19 protein-coding genes are annotated in these 21,146 nt (G+C 33.2%); 2 read left to right on the forward strand and 17 right to left on the reverse strand.

Annotated elements, in window-relative coordinates; translation table 11 throughout:
• Nucleotides 1–135 precede the first annotated feature (135 nt).
• From IMCC3317_RS00125 to IMCC3317_RS00155, 7 genes are all read right to left on the reverse strand, one after another.
• A complete protein-coding gene (locus tag IMCC3317_RS00125) occupies nt 136–711 on the reverse strand; it encodes a YdeI/OmpD-associated family protein (protein WP_160127479.1) in 576 nt (191 codons plus the stop codon).
• A gap of 5 nt (nt 712–716) precedes the next feature.
• Complete coding sequence (locus IMCC3317_RS00130; RefSeq protein ID WP_160127480.1) at nt 717–2,054, reverse strand: M28 family peptidase; 1,338 nt, start codon at nt 2,052–2,054, stop codon at nt 717–719.
• Nucleotides 2,051–2,680 carry a TMEM175 family protein gene (locus IMCC3317_RS00135; RefSeq protein WP_228054893.1) on the reverse strand — a complete coding sequence of 210 codons (630 nt, stop codon included), beginning with the start codon at nt 2,678–2,680 and terminating at the stop codon, nt 2,051–2,053. The genes IMCC3317_RS00130 and IMCC3317_RS00135 overlap by 4 nt, the downstream gene beginning before the upstream one ends.
• Before the next feature lie 8 nt (nt 2,681–2,688).
• On the reverse strand, nt 2,689–3,951 hold the full coding sequence (locus IMCC3317_RS00140; RefSeq protein WP_160127481.1) for a DUF6265 family protein: 1,263 nt from the start codon (nt 3,949–3,951) through the stop codon (nt 2,689–2,691).
• Nucleotides 3,952–4,594: 643 nt separating this feature from the next.
• Nucleotides 4,595–5,179, reverse strand: a complete 585-nt coding sequence (locus IMCC3317_RS00145) for a pseudouridine synthase (protein WP_160127482.1) — start codon at nt 5,177–5,179, stop codon at nt 4,595–4,597.
• 1 nt (nt 5,180) lies between these two features.
• Nucleotides 5,181–5,663: a 2-dehydro-3-deoxyphosphooctonate aldolase gene (locus IMCC3317_RS00150; protein ID WP_160127483.1), complete on the reverse strand. Its 483-nt coding sequence runs from the start codon at nt 5,661–5,663 to the stop codon at nt 5,181–5,183.
• Nucleotides 5,664–5,813: 150 nt separating this feature from the next.
• Nucleotides 5,814–6,416, reverse strand: a complete 603-nt coding sequence (locus IMCC3317_RS00155; RefSeq protein ID WP_160127484.1) for a hypothetical protein — start codon at nt 6,414–6,416, stop codon at nt 5,814–5,816.
• 63 nt (nt 6,417–6,479) lie between these two features.
• Here IMCC3317_RS00155 and IMCC3317_RS00160 point away from each other — a divergent pair, with 63 nt between their 5' ends.
• Nucleotides 6,480–6,836 (forward strand): DoxX family protein, encoded by a 357-nt coding sequence (locus tag IMCC3317_RS00160; RefSeq protein WP_160127485.1) that lies wholly within the window; start codon nt 6,480–6,482, stop codon nt 6,834–6,836.
• A gap of 102 nt (nt 6,837–6,938) precedes the next feature.
• On the opposite strand, the gene IMCC3317_RS00165 is transcribed toward IMCC3317_RS00160, so the two are convergent.
• Both IMCC3317_RS00165 and IMCC3317_RS00170 read right to left on the reverse strand, forming a co-directional pair.
• Entirely contained in the window at nt 6,939–7,277 is a 339-nt protein-coding gene (locus IMCC3317_RS00165; RefSeq protein ID WP_160127486.1) for a hypothetical protein, read from the reverse strand.
• 62 nt (nt 7,278–7,339) lie between these two features.
• Nucleotides 7,340–8,851, reverse strand: coding sequence for a sodium/proline symporter (locus IMCC3317_RS00170; RefSeq protein ID WP_160127487.1), 1,512 nt, complete (start codon nt 8,849–8,851; stop codon nt 7,340–7,342).
• 950 nt (nt 8,852–9,801) lie between these two features.
• Between IMCC3317_RS00170 and IMCC3317_RS00175 the strand changes: the two genes are divergently transcribed.
• The gene (locus IMCC3317_RS00175; RefSeq protein WP_160127488.1) at nt 9,802–10,356 is read left to right on the forward strand and encodes a hypothetical protein; all 555 of its coding nucleotides are present in this window, start codon (nt 9,802–9,804) and stop codon (nt 10,354–10,356) included.
• A 108-nt stretch (nt 10,357–10,464) separates the two neighbouring features.
• Here the strand turns inward: IMCC3317_RS00175 and IMCC3317_RS00180 are convergent, their stop codons facing one another.
• The 8 genes from IMCC3317_RS00180 to IMCC3317_RS00215 form a co-directional block, all read right to left on the reverse strand.
• Nucleotides 10,465–12,288 carry a DUF262 domain-containing protein gene (locus IMCC3317_RS00180; RefSeq protein ID WP_160127489.1) on the reverse strand — a complete coding sequence of 608 codons (1,824 nt, stop codon included), beginning with the start codon at nt 12,286–12,288 and terminating at the stop codon, nt 10,465–10,467.
• A 4-nt stretch (nt 12,289–12,292) separates the two neighbouring features.
• Complete coding sequence (locus IMCC3317_RS00185; RefSeq protein WP_160127490.1) at nt 12,293–13,099, reverse strand: hypothetical protein; 807 nt, start codon at nt 13,097–13,099, stop codon at nt 12,293–12,295.
• A 545-nt stretch (nt 13,100–13,644) separates the two neighbouring features.
• The gene (locus tag IMCC3317_RS00190) at nt 13,645–15,456 is read right to left on the reverse strand and encodes an acyl-CoA dehydrogenase family protein (RefSeq protein WP_160127491.1); all 1,812 of its coding nucleotides are present in this window, start codon (nt 15,454–15,456) and stop codon (nt 13,645–13,647) included.
• Between the two features lie 41 nt (nt 15,457–15,497).
• Complete coding sequence (locus IMCC3317_RS00195) at nt 15,498–15,851, reverse strand: four helix bundle protein (RefSeq protein ID WP_160127492.1); 354 nt, start codon at nt 15,849–15,851, stop codon at nt 15,498–15,500.
• A 40-nt stretch (nt 15,852–15,891) separates the two neighbouring features.
• Nucleotides 15,892–17,082 (reverse strand): acetyl-CoA C-acyltransferase, encoded by a 1,191-nt coding sequence (locus tag IMCC3317_RS00200; RefSeq protein ID WP_160127493.1) that lies wholly within the window; start codon nt 17,080–17,082, stop codon nt 15,892–15,894.
• 58 nt (nt 17,083–17,140) lie between these two features.
• Nucleotides 17,141–19,546, reverse strand: a complete 2,406-nt coding sequence (locus IMCC3317_RS00205) for a 3-hydroxyacyl-CoA dehydrogenase/enoyl-CoA hydratase family protein (protein ID WP_160127494.1) — start codon at nt 19,544–19,546, stop codon at nt 17,141–17,143.
• Between the two features lie 77 nt (nt 19,547–19,623).
• The gene (locus IMCC3317_RS00210; RefSeq protein WP_160127495.1) at nt 19,624–20,091 is read right to left on the reverse strand and encodes a MarR family winged helix-turn-helix transcriptional regulator; all 468 of its coding nucleotides are present in this window, start codon (nt 20,089–20,091) and stop codon (nt 19,624–19,626) included.
• Nucleotides 20,092–20,286: 195 nt separating this feature from the next.
• On the reverse strand, nt 20,287–21,075 hold the full coding sequence (locus tag IMCC3317_RS00215) for a hypothetical protein (protein WP_160127496.1): 789 nt from the start codon (nt 21,073–21,075) through the stop codon (nt 20,287–20,289).
• Nucleotides 21,076–21,146: the final 71 nt, after the last annotated feature.

A 21,146-nucleotide genomic window follows, 5' to 3' on the forward strand; every position in this document is an offset into this window, starting at 1 on the left:
AAATTATAGTTTGATCCTTTTTCTGCAAATTTAATAATAATTTGTGAATTTTGGGTTAAGTGTGAAGAGTAATTTTAGTTGATTTTGATCTTCGATAAAGATCAAAATCATTATGTTTTATTAAAGTAAACAAACCTACCAATTCCCTCTACTCTTCACATTCTCACCACACAAACGAATAATCTCTGCAATTCGTTTTTCGCGCGTTGCTTCTCGTTTTGCTTGGTTCAACCAATACAAATAACTTTTTCGATAGGAAGGACTGAAATTTTGATAATTTTCAAATGCTTTCGGATTATTGTCAAACGCACGTTGTAAATCGTTTGGGACAATTAAATTTTCAACATTATCCAATGCTGTCCAAGAACCATCTTTCATGGCAGTAATCATTTTTTGCGAACCGCTTTCGTGCATTTTGTTTTCTGCAATGAGTTCTACAATATAGGTTTTATTCAGTTTGCTCCAGACACTTTTTGGGTTGCGCTGACAAAAATATTGTCGCCTGCGTTCGTCGTCCAATTTTTTAACTGTGCTATCAATCCAACCAAAACACAAGGCTTCTTTTACGGCTTCTTCCCAACGCATACTTTCTGTTTCAGAACTTACCTTGTAAAATATAAGGTAAATTCCTGTGGACGAATCATGATTTTCAAGCAACCATTCTCGCCATTCTGTAGTGTTTTTAAAGTATAATTCTTCTCTTTCAGACATGTGTATTATCTAAATGTTTTCGCAGGGAAAACGATCAAACTTTCATGACCATTTTTTCCAACGGTGGCAATTCCGAAGTAATAATTATCAATCACAATTCCGTTCAATGTAAACTCAGTGACATCGCCAACAAAGCGCGAATGTTGCCATTGTGGCGCTGTTGTGTCTCGCCAATAAATTTTATAACCAACTACATTTGAATCATCCGATTTTTTCCAACGAAATTTCACACTCGGTTCTACAATTCCGCCAATTTCTACCTCTTTTGGTGGCGAAGGTGACCAAGCCAAACTTGCCAAATTAATAGCATTTACAGCAGTGAGTTTCTTCGCGTATGCGAAATTAACACCTTCAATCACATCACCATATTTAATACCATTTTCTTCTCGAATATCTTGATGCTGACGATTGTAATTTTCATGCGCTTCCATAATTCGGATTCCCGCAAAACCTAAGTCATTAAAAGGTCTGTGATGTCCGCCACGACCAAAACGATCCAATCTGTAAATTAGCATCGGATTCATTTCTGGCATATATGTTTTTACTTTTTTATGAACGTAACGCGCTAATTGTCTTGAAATTCCATCAACTTCACCGCCATAAAAACGACGCGATCTGCGTTGACGTTCGGTTTCATCAGCAGGAACTGGTTCTGAGAAAATTCGGAACGAACGATTATCAATTACGCCGTCAACACCTTCAATATTTCCGATCATATCATTGTTTAAAATGCCAATAATATCCCAACCTTTTTCTTTTGCATACGTTGCCAAACCTTGTCCGCCAAATAATCCTTGTTCTTCGCCAGAAAGTCCCACATAAATAATACTATTTTCAAATTTATAGTTTGATAAAACGCGTGCCGCTTCAATAGTTCCAGCCATTCCAGAAGCGTTGTCGTTTGCACCTGGAGCATCTGTGGTAAAATCCATCGTGTCGCTTGCGCGCGAATCAATATCGCCGCTCATAATGATATATCGATTTGGATATTTTGTTCCTTTCTGAATCGCAATTACATTTACAACCCAAGCATCTTTTGGCACACGACGATTTCCTTCTTTCGTTACAAAATCTTTCTGATAAAAAACATTCAAACAGTTACCACAATTTTTAGAAGTTTTGTCAAATTCGGCTTTTATCCAGCGTCTTGCCGCGCCAATTCCGCGTGTTTCCGAAATGGTATCGCTAAACGTGTTTCGAGTTCCGAAGTTTGCTAGCGTTTTGATGTCGTTTTCAATTCGGTCAGCCGAAACAGCTTCTATGATGTCGTATAAACGAGAATCGGTTTGTGACATCGCGAAAGCAACAGAAAAGAATAGGAGAGAAGTGATGATTTTTTTCATAAGGTAATAGTGTTTGATGGATATTTTGTTTGAAATTTTTTGCTGTGTAAAAAACAGAGAAGTCCGAGAATAGAGTAGATAAGTCCTGGTAACCCGAATCGGATTCCGATATTGAAATAAGCGAGTATTACTGAAAATAATCCTACTAAAACAAAGATAAAAAAGTGTCTTTTGTAAAAAAATAAATTCAGCGGATGTTTGTTTTTAATGTCTTTTTTGTGTGCGCGTCTATACATTAATGTTAAACATAAAAATATAAGCGTAAATCCTATGCTATAGAGTTGAAATAGTCCAGAAAGTTCATCCAATGACATACGCGTTTTTAATATTGCGGCGGAAGCCAATGATTTTAAGGGAAATACGTAGAATAAAATCGTAAATAAAAAGATAATATTATACGTAATGATCCAATTATCAACGTAACTCGTGCGTCTGAAAAGGTTGTAATGTAACTTCCAGAGTGCCATCATCACAAAAAAACTGATTCCAAAACTTACAAACATCGGCAGTTGTTCTTTAAGTGACGATAAATCGGTATTGGCGCCAATATTAACCACCATAAGCGTAGCAGCAAAGGCAAATACGCCGTCGCTCAATGATTCTATTCTATTTTTAGAGTGTTTCATTATACGTGTTATTGTTTGGTATAATTGAATGGAACAATTGCAGTTGAACCATCTTTTTGTCCAATTGCAACATAAACAATCATATTGTTTTCGTCTATGGATTCAAACGTCATTCCTTCAAAAATAGCTTTATTTTTTGTGACTCTGATTAGTGGGAAATCAACGGTTTCGTCTTTCGTTTCCCAACCTTTCAAATCGTTTCCGAAATGTTTTAGACGTAAAATCAAACTATTATTTACTTCCGAAATGGTTTCTATTTCGTAAAACTGAACTTTTCCATCAACAATCAATTTGAAAGTTGCCATCATAGAATCGCCAGAAGGCTCGCTCCAGTTTTCTTCTGTGATGCCGCCAAAAGCTTCGCCTTTCCAGTTTCCTGCAATCCAACGAATGTTTTCAAGTTTCGGTTCGAGTGTTGTTTCAAGTTCACCAACAACAACCAATTTCGTGTTTGATTTATTCGCAGTAATTCGTGTGATATTGTCAAAATTTTCTTTGTCGAACAGTTTAATGATTTTCCATTCGGTATCTTTTTTAGGATCGAATTGATACAAAGCTTTGCCTTTTCCCATAAAAATAGAACCATCTTTCAGCCAACACATATCTTCCACATTTGGAACTGTGTTTGCGATTTTTTCGGTTTCACCAGTTATAGGATTTAAGGAACGAATTTCCCAAACTGCATTTTTCTTACTGATATAACTCACCAAATTCGTATTTGGAATATTGTGCAAAGAACGTCCAATAGTAGTGTCAACAATTGTATTTGTTTTCTTTTTAAGATTAGAAATCACTAATTCAAGCGATTCGCCTAAAACACAAGACACTAACATGTTTTGAGAATTCCACACGTGATAACCAATCACTAAATCCTTATGAATAGGTTTGCTTTTTCCTTTTCGGTAGCGATATAATAATTGTTTTCCTGTCGTGTCGAGTCGGATTGCAGAAATATCTTTTGTATTCGGAATGCGCATTGGCGAATATTCACTTCCTTGTTTCGTATCGCTCAGCCATTTTTTTGTGTTGGAATCCATAGTATATTGAAGAATATCCGTTTGTTTATTTCGCGTGGACGCAAATAGAATTGTGTTTTCATCTTTAAAAGAAGGTTGGTTGTCGTAACCTTCATTATTAGAAATATTTTTTCCGTTGGTAATTTCAACTTGATTTCCGTCTATTTTTAAATCGAATAAATACACTTCTGTATTTGGTTGACATAATAAGACAAGCGGAAACGTAACTACTAGAAATTGCAGTATTCTTTTCATGTGGTTGGTTTGTTTGATGATTGGAAAGTTACGCAATTTTAAAAAGATGCTTTGTACGTGTGTGGTTTTTTTGAATTTTAAATGTTGAATGCTGAATTTTAAATGTTCTACATGTCAGTTCGAGTTGAGTCGAAGACGAAGTATCGAGAACCTTTTGAAAACAGCTATTTCTCGATACAAAATTCTTCGTTTTACTACGAATTTCACTCGAAAGGACGTTTTGTTTGCACTACCAAAACTTTAAAATTTTACATTTGGAGTTTTACATTTTATATTTTAAATGTTGAATGCTGAATTTTAAATGTTCTACATGTCAGTTCGAGTTGAGTCGAAGACGAAGTATCGAGAACCTTTTAATAATAGAGGTTTCTCGATACAAAATTCTTCGTTTTACTACGAATTTCACTCGAAAGGACGTTTTGTTTGCACTACCAAAACTTTAAAATTTTACATTTGGAGTTTTATATTTTATATTTTAAATGTTCTACATGTCAGTTCGAGTTGAGTCGAAGACGAAGTATCGAGAACCTTTTGAAAACAGCTATTTCTCGATACAAAATTCTTCGTTTTACTACGAATTTCACTCGAAAGGACGTATATTTTACAAAACCCAAAACCTGCTACATTGAGCGAAGTCGAAATGCTAAACTCCTAAACTAAAACCATCAACTTCTATAATTTCGCCAGAAGGTAAATCATTTAATAGAATGTTTCCAATTCGAATTCGCATCAACCGCAAGGTAGGAAATCCAACTTTTGCAGTCATTTTTCGTACTTGGCGAAATTTTCCTTCCGAAATTGTGACAGAAATCCAACTGGTTGGTCCGTGACGTTCATCGCGTAATTTTTTGGTGCGATCTTTAAATATTGGCGCAGGATTTAACATAGAAGCTTCACACGGCAATGTTTGGTATTTTGTGCCGTGAATGCCGATTTCGACACCAGTTTTTAATTGTTCAATTGCTGCTTGTGTAATTTCTCCATCAACTTGTACATAGTATTCTTTTTCCACTTTTTTACTCCGAACTTGCTCGCTAACCATTCCGTCAGTCGTCAAAAATAATAAACCTTCGGAAGTTTCGTCTAAGCGACCAATTGACATAACACCTTCAGGAAAATCGTGTAATTCTCCCAAAAGCTTTTTGTTTTTTCGCTTGTTTTGATTGTTGACAAATTGTGATAAGTAGCCAAATGGTTTGTGTATGATAAAATGGCGATGTTTGGTCATATTATTTTTTCAATGTAAACCCTTTTGGTGCTTTTAGTTTAGTAGAATCATACATATTTATGTAAATAGAAACCGTGTCTTTGGAACCTTCCCAAGTAACTCTGTAATTGTCAAGCATTGCGCTTTTCCCCATAAAACCATTTTCACTTGGAACAGGACAACAACTTCCAGCTCTGTAATAGGTTACTTCTTCGCCATTTGGACCTTCTAAAGCGTTTAAATAACGTTGCTCATTTAGTGGACCTTCACTATTTTTAACGCCACCAACCTCGACAGCATTTTCGGGTGAATATCCATAGGTTTCGTCTGTGGAAATTTCGTTGATGACAAATGTATATCGATCACGTAAAGTTTGTTTGTAGTTTTTCTTATTCGCTTTTTTTATGGTAACTTCTTTCGATACTTTACTTGTTGAAGTCGCTTTTTTAGTTCCGCAGGCAAAAGTAAATGCCGCAATAAGTAAAAGGAGTCCTAGTTTCTTCATGTTAAATAGTTTTGGTGGTTCATGTTAATCAATCTAAACTACTGTTTTTATTGTTGAAAACAAATTTTTTGTAGTTAGAAAGCTGAAAAAATAGACATGCACATTTTAATCAAAAAATGCTTGGTAACACATCATAATTTGAATTAATTATTACTTTTTTTCATTGTTCCATTCTTGAACAACTTCTCGTAAAACCCAATTTTCATTAACTCTTTCGTAAATTCTAATAAATCCTTTATTGGCTTTGGATGATGACATTTTAAAGAAACGAATCACGACGAATTTGCCATCTTTTGAAACTAATGGAAGTCCAAACTCTTGAATTGCGCCTATTTTTTTATTGAATAATTTATCATAATCAAATTCTTTTTCTTTGACATAATCACTTTCTACTTTGGCAATAAAGTTGACGATTTTCTTTCTTCTAATGAATTCATATTCTTTGAATACACCTTTTTTTAATAACTTTACTTTTGAGTTTTTAGTAATTTGACTTCTGTAAAATTCAATGTCCTCCTTTTTAAAATATGGACTTAACTTATCGAGATATTCTTCATCCAAATAAAATCTAGCAGGAATTTGAAGTGCAGAATTGAATCCATCAACTAATTTATGGTTCTTTTCTAAAATGGTTTCATCTGATGCTACAATTTCTTGTAGAATGTTATTTAAATATTGCTCGTCTGTTGTTTCATTTTGGATAAAAGAAGTTAATAGAACTAAGCTTAAAAGTAGTAGGAAGTTTTTCTTCATTATTTTTTTGATAAATTTAATAAAAAAAGACTAATCTAAAGGTGTGATTAGTACCTTTATCAAATGTCAACATTACAACTTATTTCGCTTTGTGCGATGTCATTTTTATACTGTTTTGCGGGAATCAGCCATTTTTGGAAGCCGAAAGTATTTCTCAGCATCACGCCAAAATGGGTTCCTTCTCCCGAAAGGGTAAATATTATTGTCGGAATTATAGAAATTGTTTTAGGAATTTCGTTATTGTTTGAAGCAACTCGTTCCGCAGCTGCTATCGGAATTATTGCGTTGTTGATTGCTGTATTTCCTGCTAATATTAGACATTTTCAAAAGTCGAGAAAAAAAGGAAAATTGGTCATTCCTACCATGATTCGATTGCCTTTGCAATTGGTATTGATATATTGGGCGTATAGTTTTGTTTGATTTAATTAAATAATTGAAGGATTGAAAGATTAAGAAATTGAATGACTTTTGACATTCCAATGAAGACAGAAATTTATTTTTAGTTTTATTGATTGCCATTCATTATCCATAAAAGAATTCCATTATTCCTCCAATTATAGTCAAAATTCCAGCACCTAACATTATATAACTCCAAAGTCTATTAGACATATAAAAAAAGTAGTTATTCATTTCAATTTTTTCTTTTTCACCATTGACTTTTATAAAATCATAACTTGTAAGATATGTCCATAGAAAAGATATAATAAGTCCAATTCCTAAAGCAATTTGAAAAGCAGCGTCTGTAGCGAAAAATCCACCAACATTCTCTTTTAGAAAACTGTATAAAATTGTGATTCCAAAAAATGGAACTATTAAAAATACAGGGATTAAGATTCCACGATTGTTAAAAATTAATATCATCTGATTATATATTTAGAAAAAGAGAGCTTCATTTTGACTAGATTAAATATAAAAAAATCTCTTTATTCAATTATTTCTATTTGATCTTTTTCTAATCTCTTGTTAGGAAATACTTTTGAAACAATATAGCCAACAATCATTGCCAATGCAAAAGAAGGTGCTAACACATCTAATTCTACAAAATATGCGCCAATTCCTTCTATTTCAGACACCACAAATTTGAATAGGATTACGGAGAAGAAACCAGTAATCATAGAAGCAATTGCTCCTTTTTCAGTATAACCTTTCCAGAATAATGATAGAATAATTACAGGACAGAACGTTGCTGCAATTCCAGACCATCCAAAAATCATAATCCAAAAAATCTTCCGATCAGGATATAAAAAATATAATAAAACAGCGATTCCAAGTGCTACCATTGCCATTCCAATAGTAACTAATCTTGAAAATTTTGTTAAGTCTTCATCCTTTAAATCTGGTCTGAATATTTTCTGATAAAAATCACGAGTAATTGCGCTAGAAGCTAAAATTAATAGCGAATCTATCGTTGACATAATCGCTGAAAGTACAATTGCAATAAAGATTGCGACTAAGATTGTTGGTAAAAATTCGTTGGTGACCATGCTTAAAACGTCTTCTCCGCCAGTTCCTAATATTGATTCGGGATCTTGTCCTGCTTGGGTGAAATAAATTCGACCCAAAATACCAATCGTTACTGCTGCTGCATCTGTTAAGAGCGTGAAAATTAGTGCAACCCATTTTCCTTTGTCAATTTCATGTTCACTTTTAATAGACATAAAACGAACATATACTTGTGGAGATCCTAAGAAGCCCAATCCAATCATGGAGAAACCAAGAATCGTAAATAAGTTCATCCAACCGTCGTTACTTCTTCCCATTATTTGGGTTAATGTCGGATCAATGGCATTCAATCCTTCTGTAATTCCAGCTCCGTGATCCATGGAAAACCAAACAACAATTGGCAGTAAAACCAACCCGAAAAACATTAAGATTCCTTGAAACATATCAGACCAAACTGCGGCGACAAATCCTCCAATAAAAATATAGATTAATACGATGCTGAAACCAACTAAAACGCCAATTCGATAATCAATACCAAGCATGGATTCAAACGCAATTCCTGTAACATCCATTTGCGATGCGACATAAATGACCACGAACACGACTAATACGGAAGCTGAGAGAATTCGAAGTGTATTTGTGGACGATTTGAAATGACTTTGAAGATAATCAGGTATTGTGATTGCTTTGTATTCGTCTGATCGTTTTTTGAATCGTTTTGCCATAAATTGCCAGGAAATAAAAACGCCGAGCAATTCACCCGCAACTACCCAATATCCAGAATAACCTGCAATTGCGCCCATTCCTGTGAGACCTATTAAAAGCCATCCAGATTCGCCAGTTGCTCTTGCAGAAAAAGCAACTGCCCAAAAGCCCATTTTTTTGCCTCCTAAATAGTAATCACTCATACTTTTGACTCTTCGCGAAGCCAAGATTCCGATTAAAAATAGAATGGCAACGTAAATTGCGAGAACGGTAATTTTTGTGATCATTGGTTATTGTTTTTAGTTACCTCAATACAGAAAGTATTTTGCTAACTATTGGTGGAAGCGGAATATACGTAACTTTTGCCGTGAATGCATGAATTTTATAGTTTGATTGTATTGTCATTCCTGCGTAGGCAGGAATCTATTTTTAGTTTGTTTAATTGCACAAATTAAACTTGTATTGAGCCTGTTGAAATAGAATTACGCTGACCTACTTGAAAACATATACTAAAGCTTGTTTTAGATAATTCGTAAAAAAGATAGTGTTTTTCGCTGTTTTATTGAATAATTCGCAATAAAAACAGTCCCGAAACGTTCTCGCTGATGTGCAACAAGCTTTCGGGAAGTCCCGAAGCGTTCTCGCTGACGTGCAGCAAGCTTTCGGGAAGTCCCGAAACGTTCTCGCAGTTGTGCAACAAGCTTTCGGGAAGTCCCGAAACGTTCTCGCTGATGTGCAATAAGCTTTCGGGAAGTCCCGAAACGCTCTCGCTGATGTGCGGCAGGCTTTCGTTTACTTAAGAAATAACTAAATAGTACTTTGATATTAATTTTTTTGATGAAAAAAGCGAACCGAATTTCGCTAGATGTTACTATTAAAGTTCCTTACAACCAGATTTCGTGCAGACCAACCCTGGAGGACATCCGTCCATGGCACATCGGTGAATACCACCGTGAATAGTTTGCTGTTCTTTTTTAGTAAGTGTTTTAACTTCGACTAAATTTTTTATGTTTTGAAGCATGATATAAGGATTTGGTTTATAATATCATAAAGTTACAATAAGCACAACTGTTCTGCCTACGGGAAAGCCGTAATTTATTGATTTGTGGAAAGTATGTTAGTATATGGGAATTTTTTTGGTTACGAATTCACGAATTATTTTTAGTAAATTTGTTGATATGAGTTGTAAACTTATGCTAACTGAGAATATTTTATTGATATTAAAATAGAGTAGAATATGAAATGGATTAATTACATGTTTGTTTTTCTTGGAATTATTTTGATGTGCAATTGTAAATCTAACCAAGTTAAAAGCGATAATGATTTGCCACTAGATATTGTTGCTAAAACATATGTAGAAAAAACAGTAAATGGAACTCGGTTAAAAGAAGCTAAAAGTGATTTAAAACTTTACATAAGCGTTTATACCGATTCAGGTTATTTTAGAAATTCAAAATATATATTACAAATATATATTTGGGATAAAAATTTGTTTGGAAGTACGCCTAATGATAGTATATTTTCTTATCAAGGAATTGATAGTTATTTTGGTTCAACTGAATACAAATACAAAAAATTATTCAAGAAAAAGTTTGCATATATCGCTGGCAAAGCTCCAAAAAATGATTATAAAAGTTTAAGTGACGCTATTTCACAAATTTCTGTGTATTTCAATCAAGAAAATGAAATAACTTATATCGATTTTGCAAATGAGATGTATTATAATCTGTTAAGAGACAAAGTTAAATTTTCGAAAGTTTTTATGCTTGATTTGAAAGTAGATGATGATTGATAGTTTTTTTTGGCAGTGTTTCTAAAATATTTTTTGGTTACGAATTCATGAATTGTTTTTAGTTTGTTTTTGGGCATGAGTTTGGAAATTGGCGCTATCTATCATGAGTTATATTTTTTCAATATCCCAAATATCACGAATTAATTTATTTAAGGCTAAAGTTCGCAAGTCTATAGTTTCTTTGAAACTTGTAAAAGCTTCAAACCCTAAATTTTTTAGATAATCATCTTGTTCGGTTTTGTTATGATAAATGTTCGTCAAAGAATTTGTTAATAAGTATTCTTTAGAAAGTTTATTAATTTTAGTTGATTTATTATCCGAACAAAACCCAATTGCGATAGGGTTTGGTATTAATAAATAATTACCTAATTTTTTTTCTGTTATATAGAATATATCTTCATTTTTAAATTCGTTAACATATTCTTGATAATTAGAAATAATAGGAGCTAATACAAATCTATTTTTCTTCCTTGTAGCCATCAATATATTCATATTGACATCTGTATTATTATAAACTGCTCTCTCTACATGTAGAATACATCTAGCTTTTAGGTAATGGATAAATTTTCTACTACCATTTGTGTAAACAAATTTCTCTAAATTATTTAAATTTTCTTTAGTATTATAGAGTTTCTCTTTTAATATTTCTCTTAGTTCATTAAGGTTTTTATTTCTAATCTCTTTTACTAAGCTATATATTATATATCTTAAAAATGACTGTGAATTACCTTTATAGTTTATTGCTCGTGTTACCACTAATATATCAATGAAAGACGACACAGTATTTAGTTTTTGTAAAATAGCGTTTTCATTATCTAATTTATTTATTGGCGCCATCAATAATGGATAACTTAAAGATGATGCTATGTTCCAATATGAAGATAAGTATAATCTTTCTACTCCTTTTGTATAATTTGTTTCAAATTTTTTAATTTTTTCATATATAGAAGAATAAAACTCAAAATCACCTTTTATAAAATGATAATAAGATTTAGGGTTTGTTAGTTTTAATTTTCTATGATTATCCTTAACCCAAGTATGGAATCGAGTTCCTATTTTTTCAAAATCTTCATTTTCAGCACCTTTGGAGCCGCTACGAATTGAATCAGCATATTGACTTCTTAGCCAAGCTCTAATGAACTCTAAATCTTCTTGAGTAGAATATTTATGTAAATTGGAAATTTTACTTTTCCAAAGTAAATTTAATTCATCAACCTTATCCAGTTCTTTTACATGAGTAAGTAAATAACCTTTTAACATTTCTGTAGGACTAAGATTTAATCCTCTATCGTTCATTGTTTCAAAAATAGTATATGCATTTTCATCTGTAAATGCCAAAATTTCAACAAAAACAATTTTTTCTTTAACCCATTCAATAAAGAGAGGTAATTTTTCTTTTTTTAAATCATCTGAAAAAATATTCATAATATCTGAATATCTTTCCACCATATTTATTATTGATTCATCAGTTTCATTCGTAGTATCATATATGCCTCCTTTAAATAAAGTGTCTAAAACTTTAGTTCTATCTGGAACTTCAATATTGTAACTTTTTCTTCCACCTTTTTTAGAATAAATTAAACCCTCAATCTCTTCTGGGTCATCAGATTCTTTTTGTAAATTATTTAAATATATCAGCAATAAAGTAATAGATGTCAATCTTTGTTGACCGTCAACAATTGAACGTATATTACCTTTTTCACAAATAACTATTGGTCCTAGGTAATACGAATTGTATTTACCAACTACATCACTTATTTGATCTGTTGTGTTATAATTTGTATTAAAGGAAGATTCTAAATCAATTAATAATTGCTCAATATGTTTAAATCCCCATTTGTATTCTCGTTGAAAATAATCTACGATATACTTGTTTCTAAGTAATTCAAAAAGTTTTCTCGAATTTGCTTGAATGTTATTGCTTAAGCTCATAAGTTTAATTTAAGGATTTTATTAATAACCTAAGCATGTAAAATGCTGGTTTATATATTTTCAAATTATCTTTATTAGGATTTATTTCACCGTGAAATAAAATGCATCTCAAATTATATAAGATTTCAATTATAGCTTGTGATAAATGGTCTGTATTTTCGGTAAGTAAAATTTCTTTAATTTTTTTAAATGATTTATTTCTTTTTTGAACAATTAATGATTCTTTTAATCGAGGACTTAATGTTTTAAAACCGTCTAATATAATTTTTTGATTTGTTTCTGATAAATTTTGATAATCATTATCTGCTACGAAATGTATCAAATTGTATTTGGTGTATTGATAGGCAAGAATACTAATGTTGTTGTTGTTTATTACATCAATTTTTATTCTGTAATTCTGTGGAGGTATTGGAGTTATAAATTCAACTTTAAATTGATGGTTTCTGTGTGTTTTGGTAAATATCGTGTTAGGGTTTTCTCTAAAATTTAAACTTTTAAAACTTACACTTTTTTCAACAGAAGGTACTTTGCATAATTCTAATTGATTATGAAGCTGTACTAGATTGTTTCGAAAATATACAGATTCATCGTCTTCTCCTTCTAATAGTGAGATTATACGAGTTCTAAATAAGTTGTTATTATTTTTTAATACAGTTAGTATTTTTCTGTCATTATTATTTAAATCAGGATAACTACTACAATACCAAGCATTAAATGGAAGCCAAGATTTAATGAAAAGTAATGAATATTCAAAATCATCATTAGCTATTTGAAGCCATCTACCTTTATTATCAATAAAATTATTTACCATTCTTTATTTTTTGTTTATTGAGTATAATTTTTATTTGGATTTAGGTTTCTAAATCAGCCACAAGGACTATTTTGTTCTTCAAAATTAAAAATTCACCCATAGTTTAAGGATGGGGGAATACTTTACAAGTAATATATTTCGGTTATTTTTTATAAACGAAAGGATGCTGAGAATTTTTATTCAAAACTCCTGTTATTTTATATAAATATAAGATAAAGATTACTTCTATGCAATATAGTTTTAGTTTCTTACAATCCAACAAAATGATTCGTGAATACATAGTGAAAAATAAGTAAAACGATAAGCAGATTACTTCAGTCATACTTCCTTCGTAATGACATTTCATTGCGTAGGAATAAGAAAATTAAGCAGTGTAATGATTATGAGATACTGAATCATACTTCGACTTCGCTCAGCATAAAAGTTTAGCATGACGCGCATTGAGCGGAGTCGAAATGCAACAAAAAAAGCCACCTTTTTCAAGATGGCTTTTTAACAAACAACTAAATTCTAAAAATCAATCTTAGAATTAATTTTTATAACTTTTAGAAACAATATTCGTTTTCTGCGGTCATTTTTTCTGCAATTTGGTTACGTAATGCAACAACATTTGGCATATTTGCATATTTCGTGAAACGCTTAAGTCCCATTAACATCATGCGTTGTTCATCACCTTCTGCAAACGAAACGATTCCTTCTTTTGCTTTGGTTGAGATTTTTTCTACCGCGTTGAATAAGTTTAAACGTGTCATTGCAATTTGGATTTCCTGAGAATCTTCTCCAAAACGTTTTGCATTTTTCTCTGTACGTAACATGGAAGATTCAACCATGTAGATTTCAATTAAAATATCTGCTGCAGCCATTAATAATTGTTGGTGCTCTTCTAATTTTGGTCCAAATTTCTGAACCGCCGAGCCAGCAACCATTAAGAATACTTTTTTCAGTTTTCCTAAAATTTCTTTTTCTTCAGCGAATAATTCAGAGTAATCTGGAATGTCAAAAGATGGAATTCCCATTAGTTCGTCCGCAACTTTCATCGCAGGACCTAATAAGTCAACGTGACCTTTCATTCCTTTTTTAACCAACATTCCAACAGCTAACATTCTGTTTATTTCGTTCGTTCCTTCATAAATACGTGAAATACGTGCGTCTCTCCATGCAGATTCCATTGGCGTATCTGCTGAAAAGCCCATTCCGCCAAAAATTTGAATTCCTTCATCTGTACAGTTTTGGATGTCTTCAGAAACTTTTACTTTTAAGATAGAACACTCAATTGCGTATTCTTCCACACTTTTTAATTCTGCATCTTGGTGTGTATTTCCTTCTGCTTCACGAATCGCAATTCGATCTTCAATATTTTTTGCAGCTCTGTACGATCCAGATTCTCCAACGTAACATGCAGTTGCCATTTCTGCTAATTTCGCTTTGATAGCACCAAATTTAGCAATCGGAGTTTTAAACTGAATACGCTCATTTGCATATTTTGTTGCTTCTGTAATTACACGACGTTGTGCATCTAAACAAGCCGCAGCCAATTTGATTCGACCAATATTCAACGCATTCATTGCAATTTTGAAACCGTTTCCTCTTTCAGAAAGCATATTTTCTACAGGAACTTTCGTCTCATTATAGAATACTTGACGCGTAGATGAAGAGTGAATTCCTAGTTTGTTTTCTTCTTCACCAAGCGTAATTCCGTTTGGATTTTCTCTGTCAAATTCAACAATAAATCCTGTAATGTTTTTGTCATCTTCAATACGCGCAAAAACAATCATCAAACTACAAAAACCTGCGTTTGAAATCCACATTTTCTGTCCAGAAATCAAATAGTGTTTTCCATCTTCTGATAAAACTGCTTTTGTTTTTCCTGAATTTGCGTCCGATCCTGCGCCTGGTTCTGTCAAACAATAAGAACCAAACCATTCTCCTGTCGCTAATTTAGGAACGTATTTTTTCTTTTGTTCTTCTGTTCCGTATAATGTAATTGGCATTGTTCCAATTCCTGTATGCGCTCCAAAAGCAGTTGCAATTGAACCTGTTGCACCAGAAATGTAATCGCACACTAGCATTGTAGAAACAAATCCCATTCCCATTCCGTCATATGCTTCTGGAACTGAAACTCCTAAGAATCCAAGTTCAGCAGCTTTGCGCATGATTTCTTCCGTTAATGCGTAATCTTTCTTTTCAAAACGTTCTTTGTGCGGCCAAACTTCACGATCAATAAATTCCTTTACCGATTCTTTCATCATTATTTGTTCCTCCGTGAAATCTTCGGGAGTAAATACGTCTTCGCATTTTGTTTCTTTTACTAGGAATTGTCCTCCGCGTAAAAGTTCTGTTTTTAGTTCTGTGCTCATCTCTTATTTTATATTTTAAATGTTGAATTATATATTTTAAATTATTTTAAATTCTGCTGTGCTGTTTTCACAATTTTTGTCAAAATGCTAATCAAGTGCTCAACTTCTTTTAAATGAATGTCAACATTTGTATTTGTTAAATTTGACTTATTTAATAATTGTAACCAGTATCTGGTTTCTCTTGCTTCCTTTGATGCTATTGACATCTTATGTGTAAAATCTTTTTTAGAAAACCCTGCAGTTGCTTCTTGCACATTTGCTCCAATACTTGTACCACTTCTTAATATTTGTTTCGAAATGATAAATTCATTTTCTCCTTTTAAGATTTTATATAGTTGAATAATTTTTAATGCAAATTCAAAGCTTTTGTCAACTATTACATTTTCTTTCTTCATAGACAATTCAACATTTAACATTTAACATTCAACATTTAGTTTACGAAAGAAATTCAAAAACTCCAGCTGCACCTTGTCCAGTTCCTACGCACATGGTTACCATTCCGTATTTTCCTTGCATGTTACGCTTGCGCATTTCGTCAAATAATTGCACAGATAGTTTTGCTCCTGTACAACCTAATGGATGTCCTAAAGCAATGGCGCCACCATTTACGTTTACGATGTCTTGGTTTAAATTTAATTCGCGCATTACGGCTAATGATTGTGAAGCAAACGCTTCGTTCAATTCAATTAACTCAATATCGTTTTGTTGTAATCCTGCTTGCTTTAATACTTTCGGAATTGCTTTTACAGGTCCAATTCCCATGATGCGTGGTTCAACACCTGCCGCAGCATAGTTTACCAAACGTGCAATTGGCTCCAAGTTTAATTCTTTGACCATTTCTTCACTCATGACTAATACAAACGCAGCGCCATCACTCATTTGAGACGAGTTTCCAGCAGTTACACTTCCGCCTGCAGCGAATACAGGACGTAATTTGTTTAACACAGCTACGCTAGTTCCTTTACGTGGTCCTTCATCTTTAGTTACGGTGTAGCTTTTCGTTGCTTTTTTACCATTTTCATCAACATAAGTTTGATCAACAGTAATTGGAACGATTTGATCTTGAAAACGATCTTCCGCCTGAGCTTTTAATGCTTTCATGTGTGAATTGTATGCAAACTCATCTTGATCTTCACGAGAAACTTTAAATTGGTTGGCAACAGCTTCCGCCGTATTTCCCATTCCCCAATAATAATCTTCATGACCTGCATTTACGATGTCGTAATTCAATTCGGCTTTGAATCCTGTCATTGGAACAGAACTCATACTTTCCGCACCACCTGCAATAATGCAATCTGCCATTCCTGCTTGAATTTTTGCAGCTGCAATTCCAATGGTTTCAATTCCTGAGGAACAAAAACGATTTACCGTAACTCCTGGAACATCTACAATGTCTAATCCCATAAGTGAGATTAAACGTGCCATGTTGAGTCCTTGCGCACCTTCTGGCATTGCGTTTCCAACAATCACGTCATCAATACGTTTTTTGTCAAAATTTGGCAATTCATTCATCATGTATTGAATGGTTTCTGCTGCCAATTCATCTGTTCTTTTAAATCTGAACACACCTTTTGGAGCTTTTCCTACGGCAGTTCTGTATGCTTTTACTATGTATGCTGTTTTCATTTTTTTGAATTTTGAATTTTAAATGTTGAATTTTAAATTAATTTAAAATTTAACATTATTAATTACGTAAAGGTTTCCCCGTTTTCAACATATGCTGAATACGTTCCAACGTTTTTCGTTCTGTACATAAACTTAAGAAAGCTTCGCGTTCTAGGTCTAATAAATATTCCTCTGTGACCAATGTTGGTTCAGATAAATCTCCACCAGCCATTACATAGGCAAGTTTGTTGGCAATTTTCTGATCGTGTTCACTGATATATTTACTAGCTTCCATTGCGTCAGTTCCTACTAAGAACATTCCTAATGCTTGTTTTCCAAGAACTTTTACATCTTTTCTAGGAGCAGGTTGCGTATATCCAGATTCTGCCATTAATTTCGCATGTGCTTTCGCTGTTGCGATTTGACGATCTTTGTTTACCACAACAACATCTTTTCCTTGTTGTAAAATTCCCATATCAAATGCTTCGTATGCAGAAGTTGCAACTTTAGCCATTCCGATGGTTAAGAAGTATTCTTGTAATACGTTCAATTCTACATCACCTTTTCTAAATGTATCCGAAGCTCTTAATGCCATTTCTTTTGATCCACCGCCGCCAGGAATTACTCCAACGCCAAATTCAACCAATCCAATGTACGTTTCCGCCGCAGCGACTACTTTATCCGCATGCATAGAAAGCTCGCATCCGCCACCAAGTGTCATTCCGTGAGGCGCAACAACTACAGGAATAGAAGAATACCGCGCACGCATCATTGTGTTTTGGAACATTTTGATTGCCAAGTTTAACTCGTCATATTCTTGCTCCACAGCCATCATAAAAATCATTCCGATATTTGCTCCAACTGAGAAGTTTGCGGCTTGATTTCCAATAACTAATCCTTGAAAATCTGTTTCAGCTAAATCAATTGCTTTGTTGATTCCTTGTAAAACGCCGCCACCAATTGTATTCATTTTTGACTGAAATTCTAAGTTTAGGATTCCGTCGCCTAAATCTTCAATAACAGCTTCACTGTTTTTCCAAACTTCTTTCGATTTACGAATGTTGTCTAAAATAATGAATGCATCTTGACCTGGTTTTTTTGTTTGCGCTTTCGCTGGAATGTCGTAATAATAAGTTGCACCATCTTTTACGGTGTAGAATTTTGTTTCTCCAGCAGCAATCATTTCAGTTACCCAAGAAGCAACTTCTTTGCCTTCGGCTTTCATTAATTCAACACCTTTTTCAATTCCGATTGCATCCCAAATTTCGAAAGGACCATTTTCCCAACCGAAACCAGCTTTCATTGCATCATCAATTCGGTATAATTCGTCTGAGATTTCAGGAATTCTATTTTGAACATACGCAAACATTGCGGCGAAGTTTTTACGGTAGAATTCGCCTGCTTTATCTTTTCCGCCAATTAATACTTTAAATCTATCAATTGGTTTGTCAATCGTTTTTGTTAATTCTAACGTAGCAAATTTTGCTTTTTGACTACTTCTGTATTCTAATGTGTTTAAGTCTAAGGTTAGAATTTCTTTTTTTCCTTCTGCATCTACATTCTTCTTATAGAAACCTTGTCCAGTTTTGCTTCCTAACCATTTGTTTTCCATCATTGTATTGATGAAACTTGGAAGTTTGAATAAATCGTGCGCTTCGTCGTTAGGACAGTTTTCGTAGATTCCGTTGGCAACGTGCACCAATGTATCTAATCCTACAACATCAACTGTTCTGAACGTTGCTGATTTTGGACGACCAATAACAGGACCAGTTAATTTATCAACTTCTTCAACCGTTAATCCTAATTCTTTTACTTGATGAAATAAACTCTGAATTCCGAAGATTCCAATTCTATTTCCAATAAAAGCCGGCGTATCTTTTGCTAAAACCGAAGTTTTTCCAAGGAATTTTTCACCATACATCATTAAGAAGTCTGTAACTTCTTGCTTACAATTTGGTCCTGGAACAACTTCGAATAATCTTAAATATCGCGGCGGATTGAAGAAATGCGTTACCGCGAAATGCTTCTGGAAGTCTTCGCTGCGACCTTCATTCATGAAACTAATCGGAATACCAGAAGTGTTCGATGTAATTAACGTTCCTGGTTTTCTGTGTTTTTCAACTTGTGCAAATACTTTTTGTTTGATGTCTAATCGTTCAACAACAACTTCAATAATCCAGTCGACATCTTTTATTTTGTGTAAATCATCTTCTAAGTTTCCTGTAGAAATTCTATTTGCAAATTTCTGAGAATAAATAGGAGAAGGTTTTGATTTTAAGGACGCCATTAAATGATCGTTGACCATTCTGTTACGCACTACTTTATCTTCAAGCGTCAATCCTTTTGCTTGTTCTTTATCGGTGAGTTCACGAGGTACTATATCTAACAGTAATACCTCAACTCCAATATTTGCAAAATGACAGGCAATTCCAGAACCCATGATTCCAGAACCGATGACTGCTATTTTGTTAATTGATCGTTTCATCTGTTTTTTCAATTTTTAGTGGGTTATTCAAAATCTACTTTGTACTAAATTAAGTAGATTATTAAGTATGATTTTGGTTATTTAGTATGTTCTAATGTAACTTCCATATCAGAAGTATAGATTTTCTTGTTGCTAATGAGTTCCAAAATAACTTCTGAGACTTCGTAGAAATTTTTTAGTTTGTCTTCATCAATATTTGCACGAATGGCATCATTGAAACGTAAAACTGTTGTTTTGGAAACGGCGCGCATTTCTCGTCCGAAATCTGTTAAACAAATAAGAACACTTCGTCCATCTTTAGGATTTCTTTTTCGGTGAATAAGTCCTTTTTCTTCCATACCTTTTAAGGTGCGAGATAGGCTAGTGGCTTCCATGCCCATTTTGGGGCCTAACATAGTGGATGGAGTTCCGCCTTCTTGATCAATACTAAGTAATGTGAAACCTGTTGCCATAGTGCTGCCAAATTTTCCGGCTTCCTCATTATACATTTTGGAAATGGCTTGCCAAGTGGCTCTCATTACATGATCTATCGTTTTTTCTTTCATATAGTTGTTTGGTGTTCAAATATATGAAAAATATATTATGCGCGCATAGTAAAAAAGAAAATAATTTTATGAATTTGGTAAATTTTTGGGAAGAAGAATAGGAGTACGCTATAAAATCACGGTTTAATTGCGATTTTTTATATAATTACTTTTGAAGCAACAAGGTACAAAAAGATGTTGACTTTCGTAATATGTTTAGTTCTGAATGCCTTTTGCGAGCAAGAAACAATGTGCTACTGTATTGGTTGTTGTATTGATTTTTAATTGTACTTCCATCATTGCATACCATGTTTTATTTTTTTCTAGTAGTAGCGTGTTACTAAATGATACTTTTTCGTCGGTTGCTATCGTGAATGAACTTTCAGTAGTTTCAAACTGAAAAGGAATTCCGTCACTATATATAGCAGGAAGATTCAAGTATGCGGAATCATTTTCTTCTTTGTGCGCAATTAATAGTGTTCTTTTTTTTAAGATTGTATGTTCAGGAAGAATAATAGTTACAGGCATTTTTCCAGTATTGTGTATATAAATTGTTGCGTTGTTTTGTGTGTTTTTTGAAGAAATTTCTAAAGAAATTTTGATTGTTTGATCGTTATATTGTAAACTATTTTTTAACAATTGTTGAAGTGATTCGCTAAAATTTTCCAATGCTTTGGGAAGAGACGCAAAATGATCCCAACGTATGATTTTATCGTTAGTATCATCAGAAATAGTTAGGTGGTATTTTAAACTTCCGGGTAGTTTCTCGCCATAATATGAATTAAGATTCTTTTGTTTGTGTGCTTCAGTTATCAGCGATTGTATTTCAGCTTCCGTAATCGCGTATTTATAAATACCAACTTCATCATTTGTGGTTATAACTGGCCATGCATTTTTTATCTGCGTAATTACGTCTCCATTTTTATAGAGTTCTACACGGATACTAGTACTTGGAGAAGCTCCGCCAGTAATTGCAAATTTGATGAAAGGCTGTGTTGATTTCATAGAATTATTTTTCTCAGTTTTACAATGTATACCATTCAGAAGTAATAAAATAAGGCATAAAATTTTAAAAA

This window comes from Kordia antarctica (genome assembly GCF_009901525.1).
Taxonomy (GTDB): domain Bacteria; phylum Bacteroidota; class Bacteroidia; order Flavobacteriales; family Flavobacteriaceae; genus Kordia; species Kordia antarctica.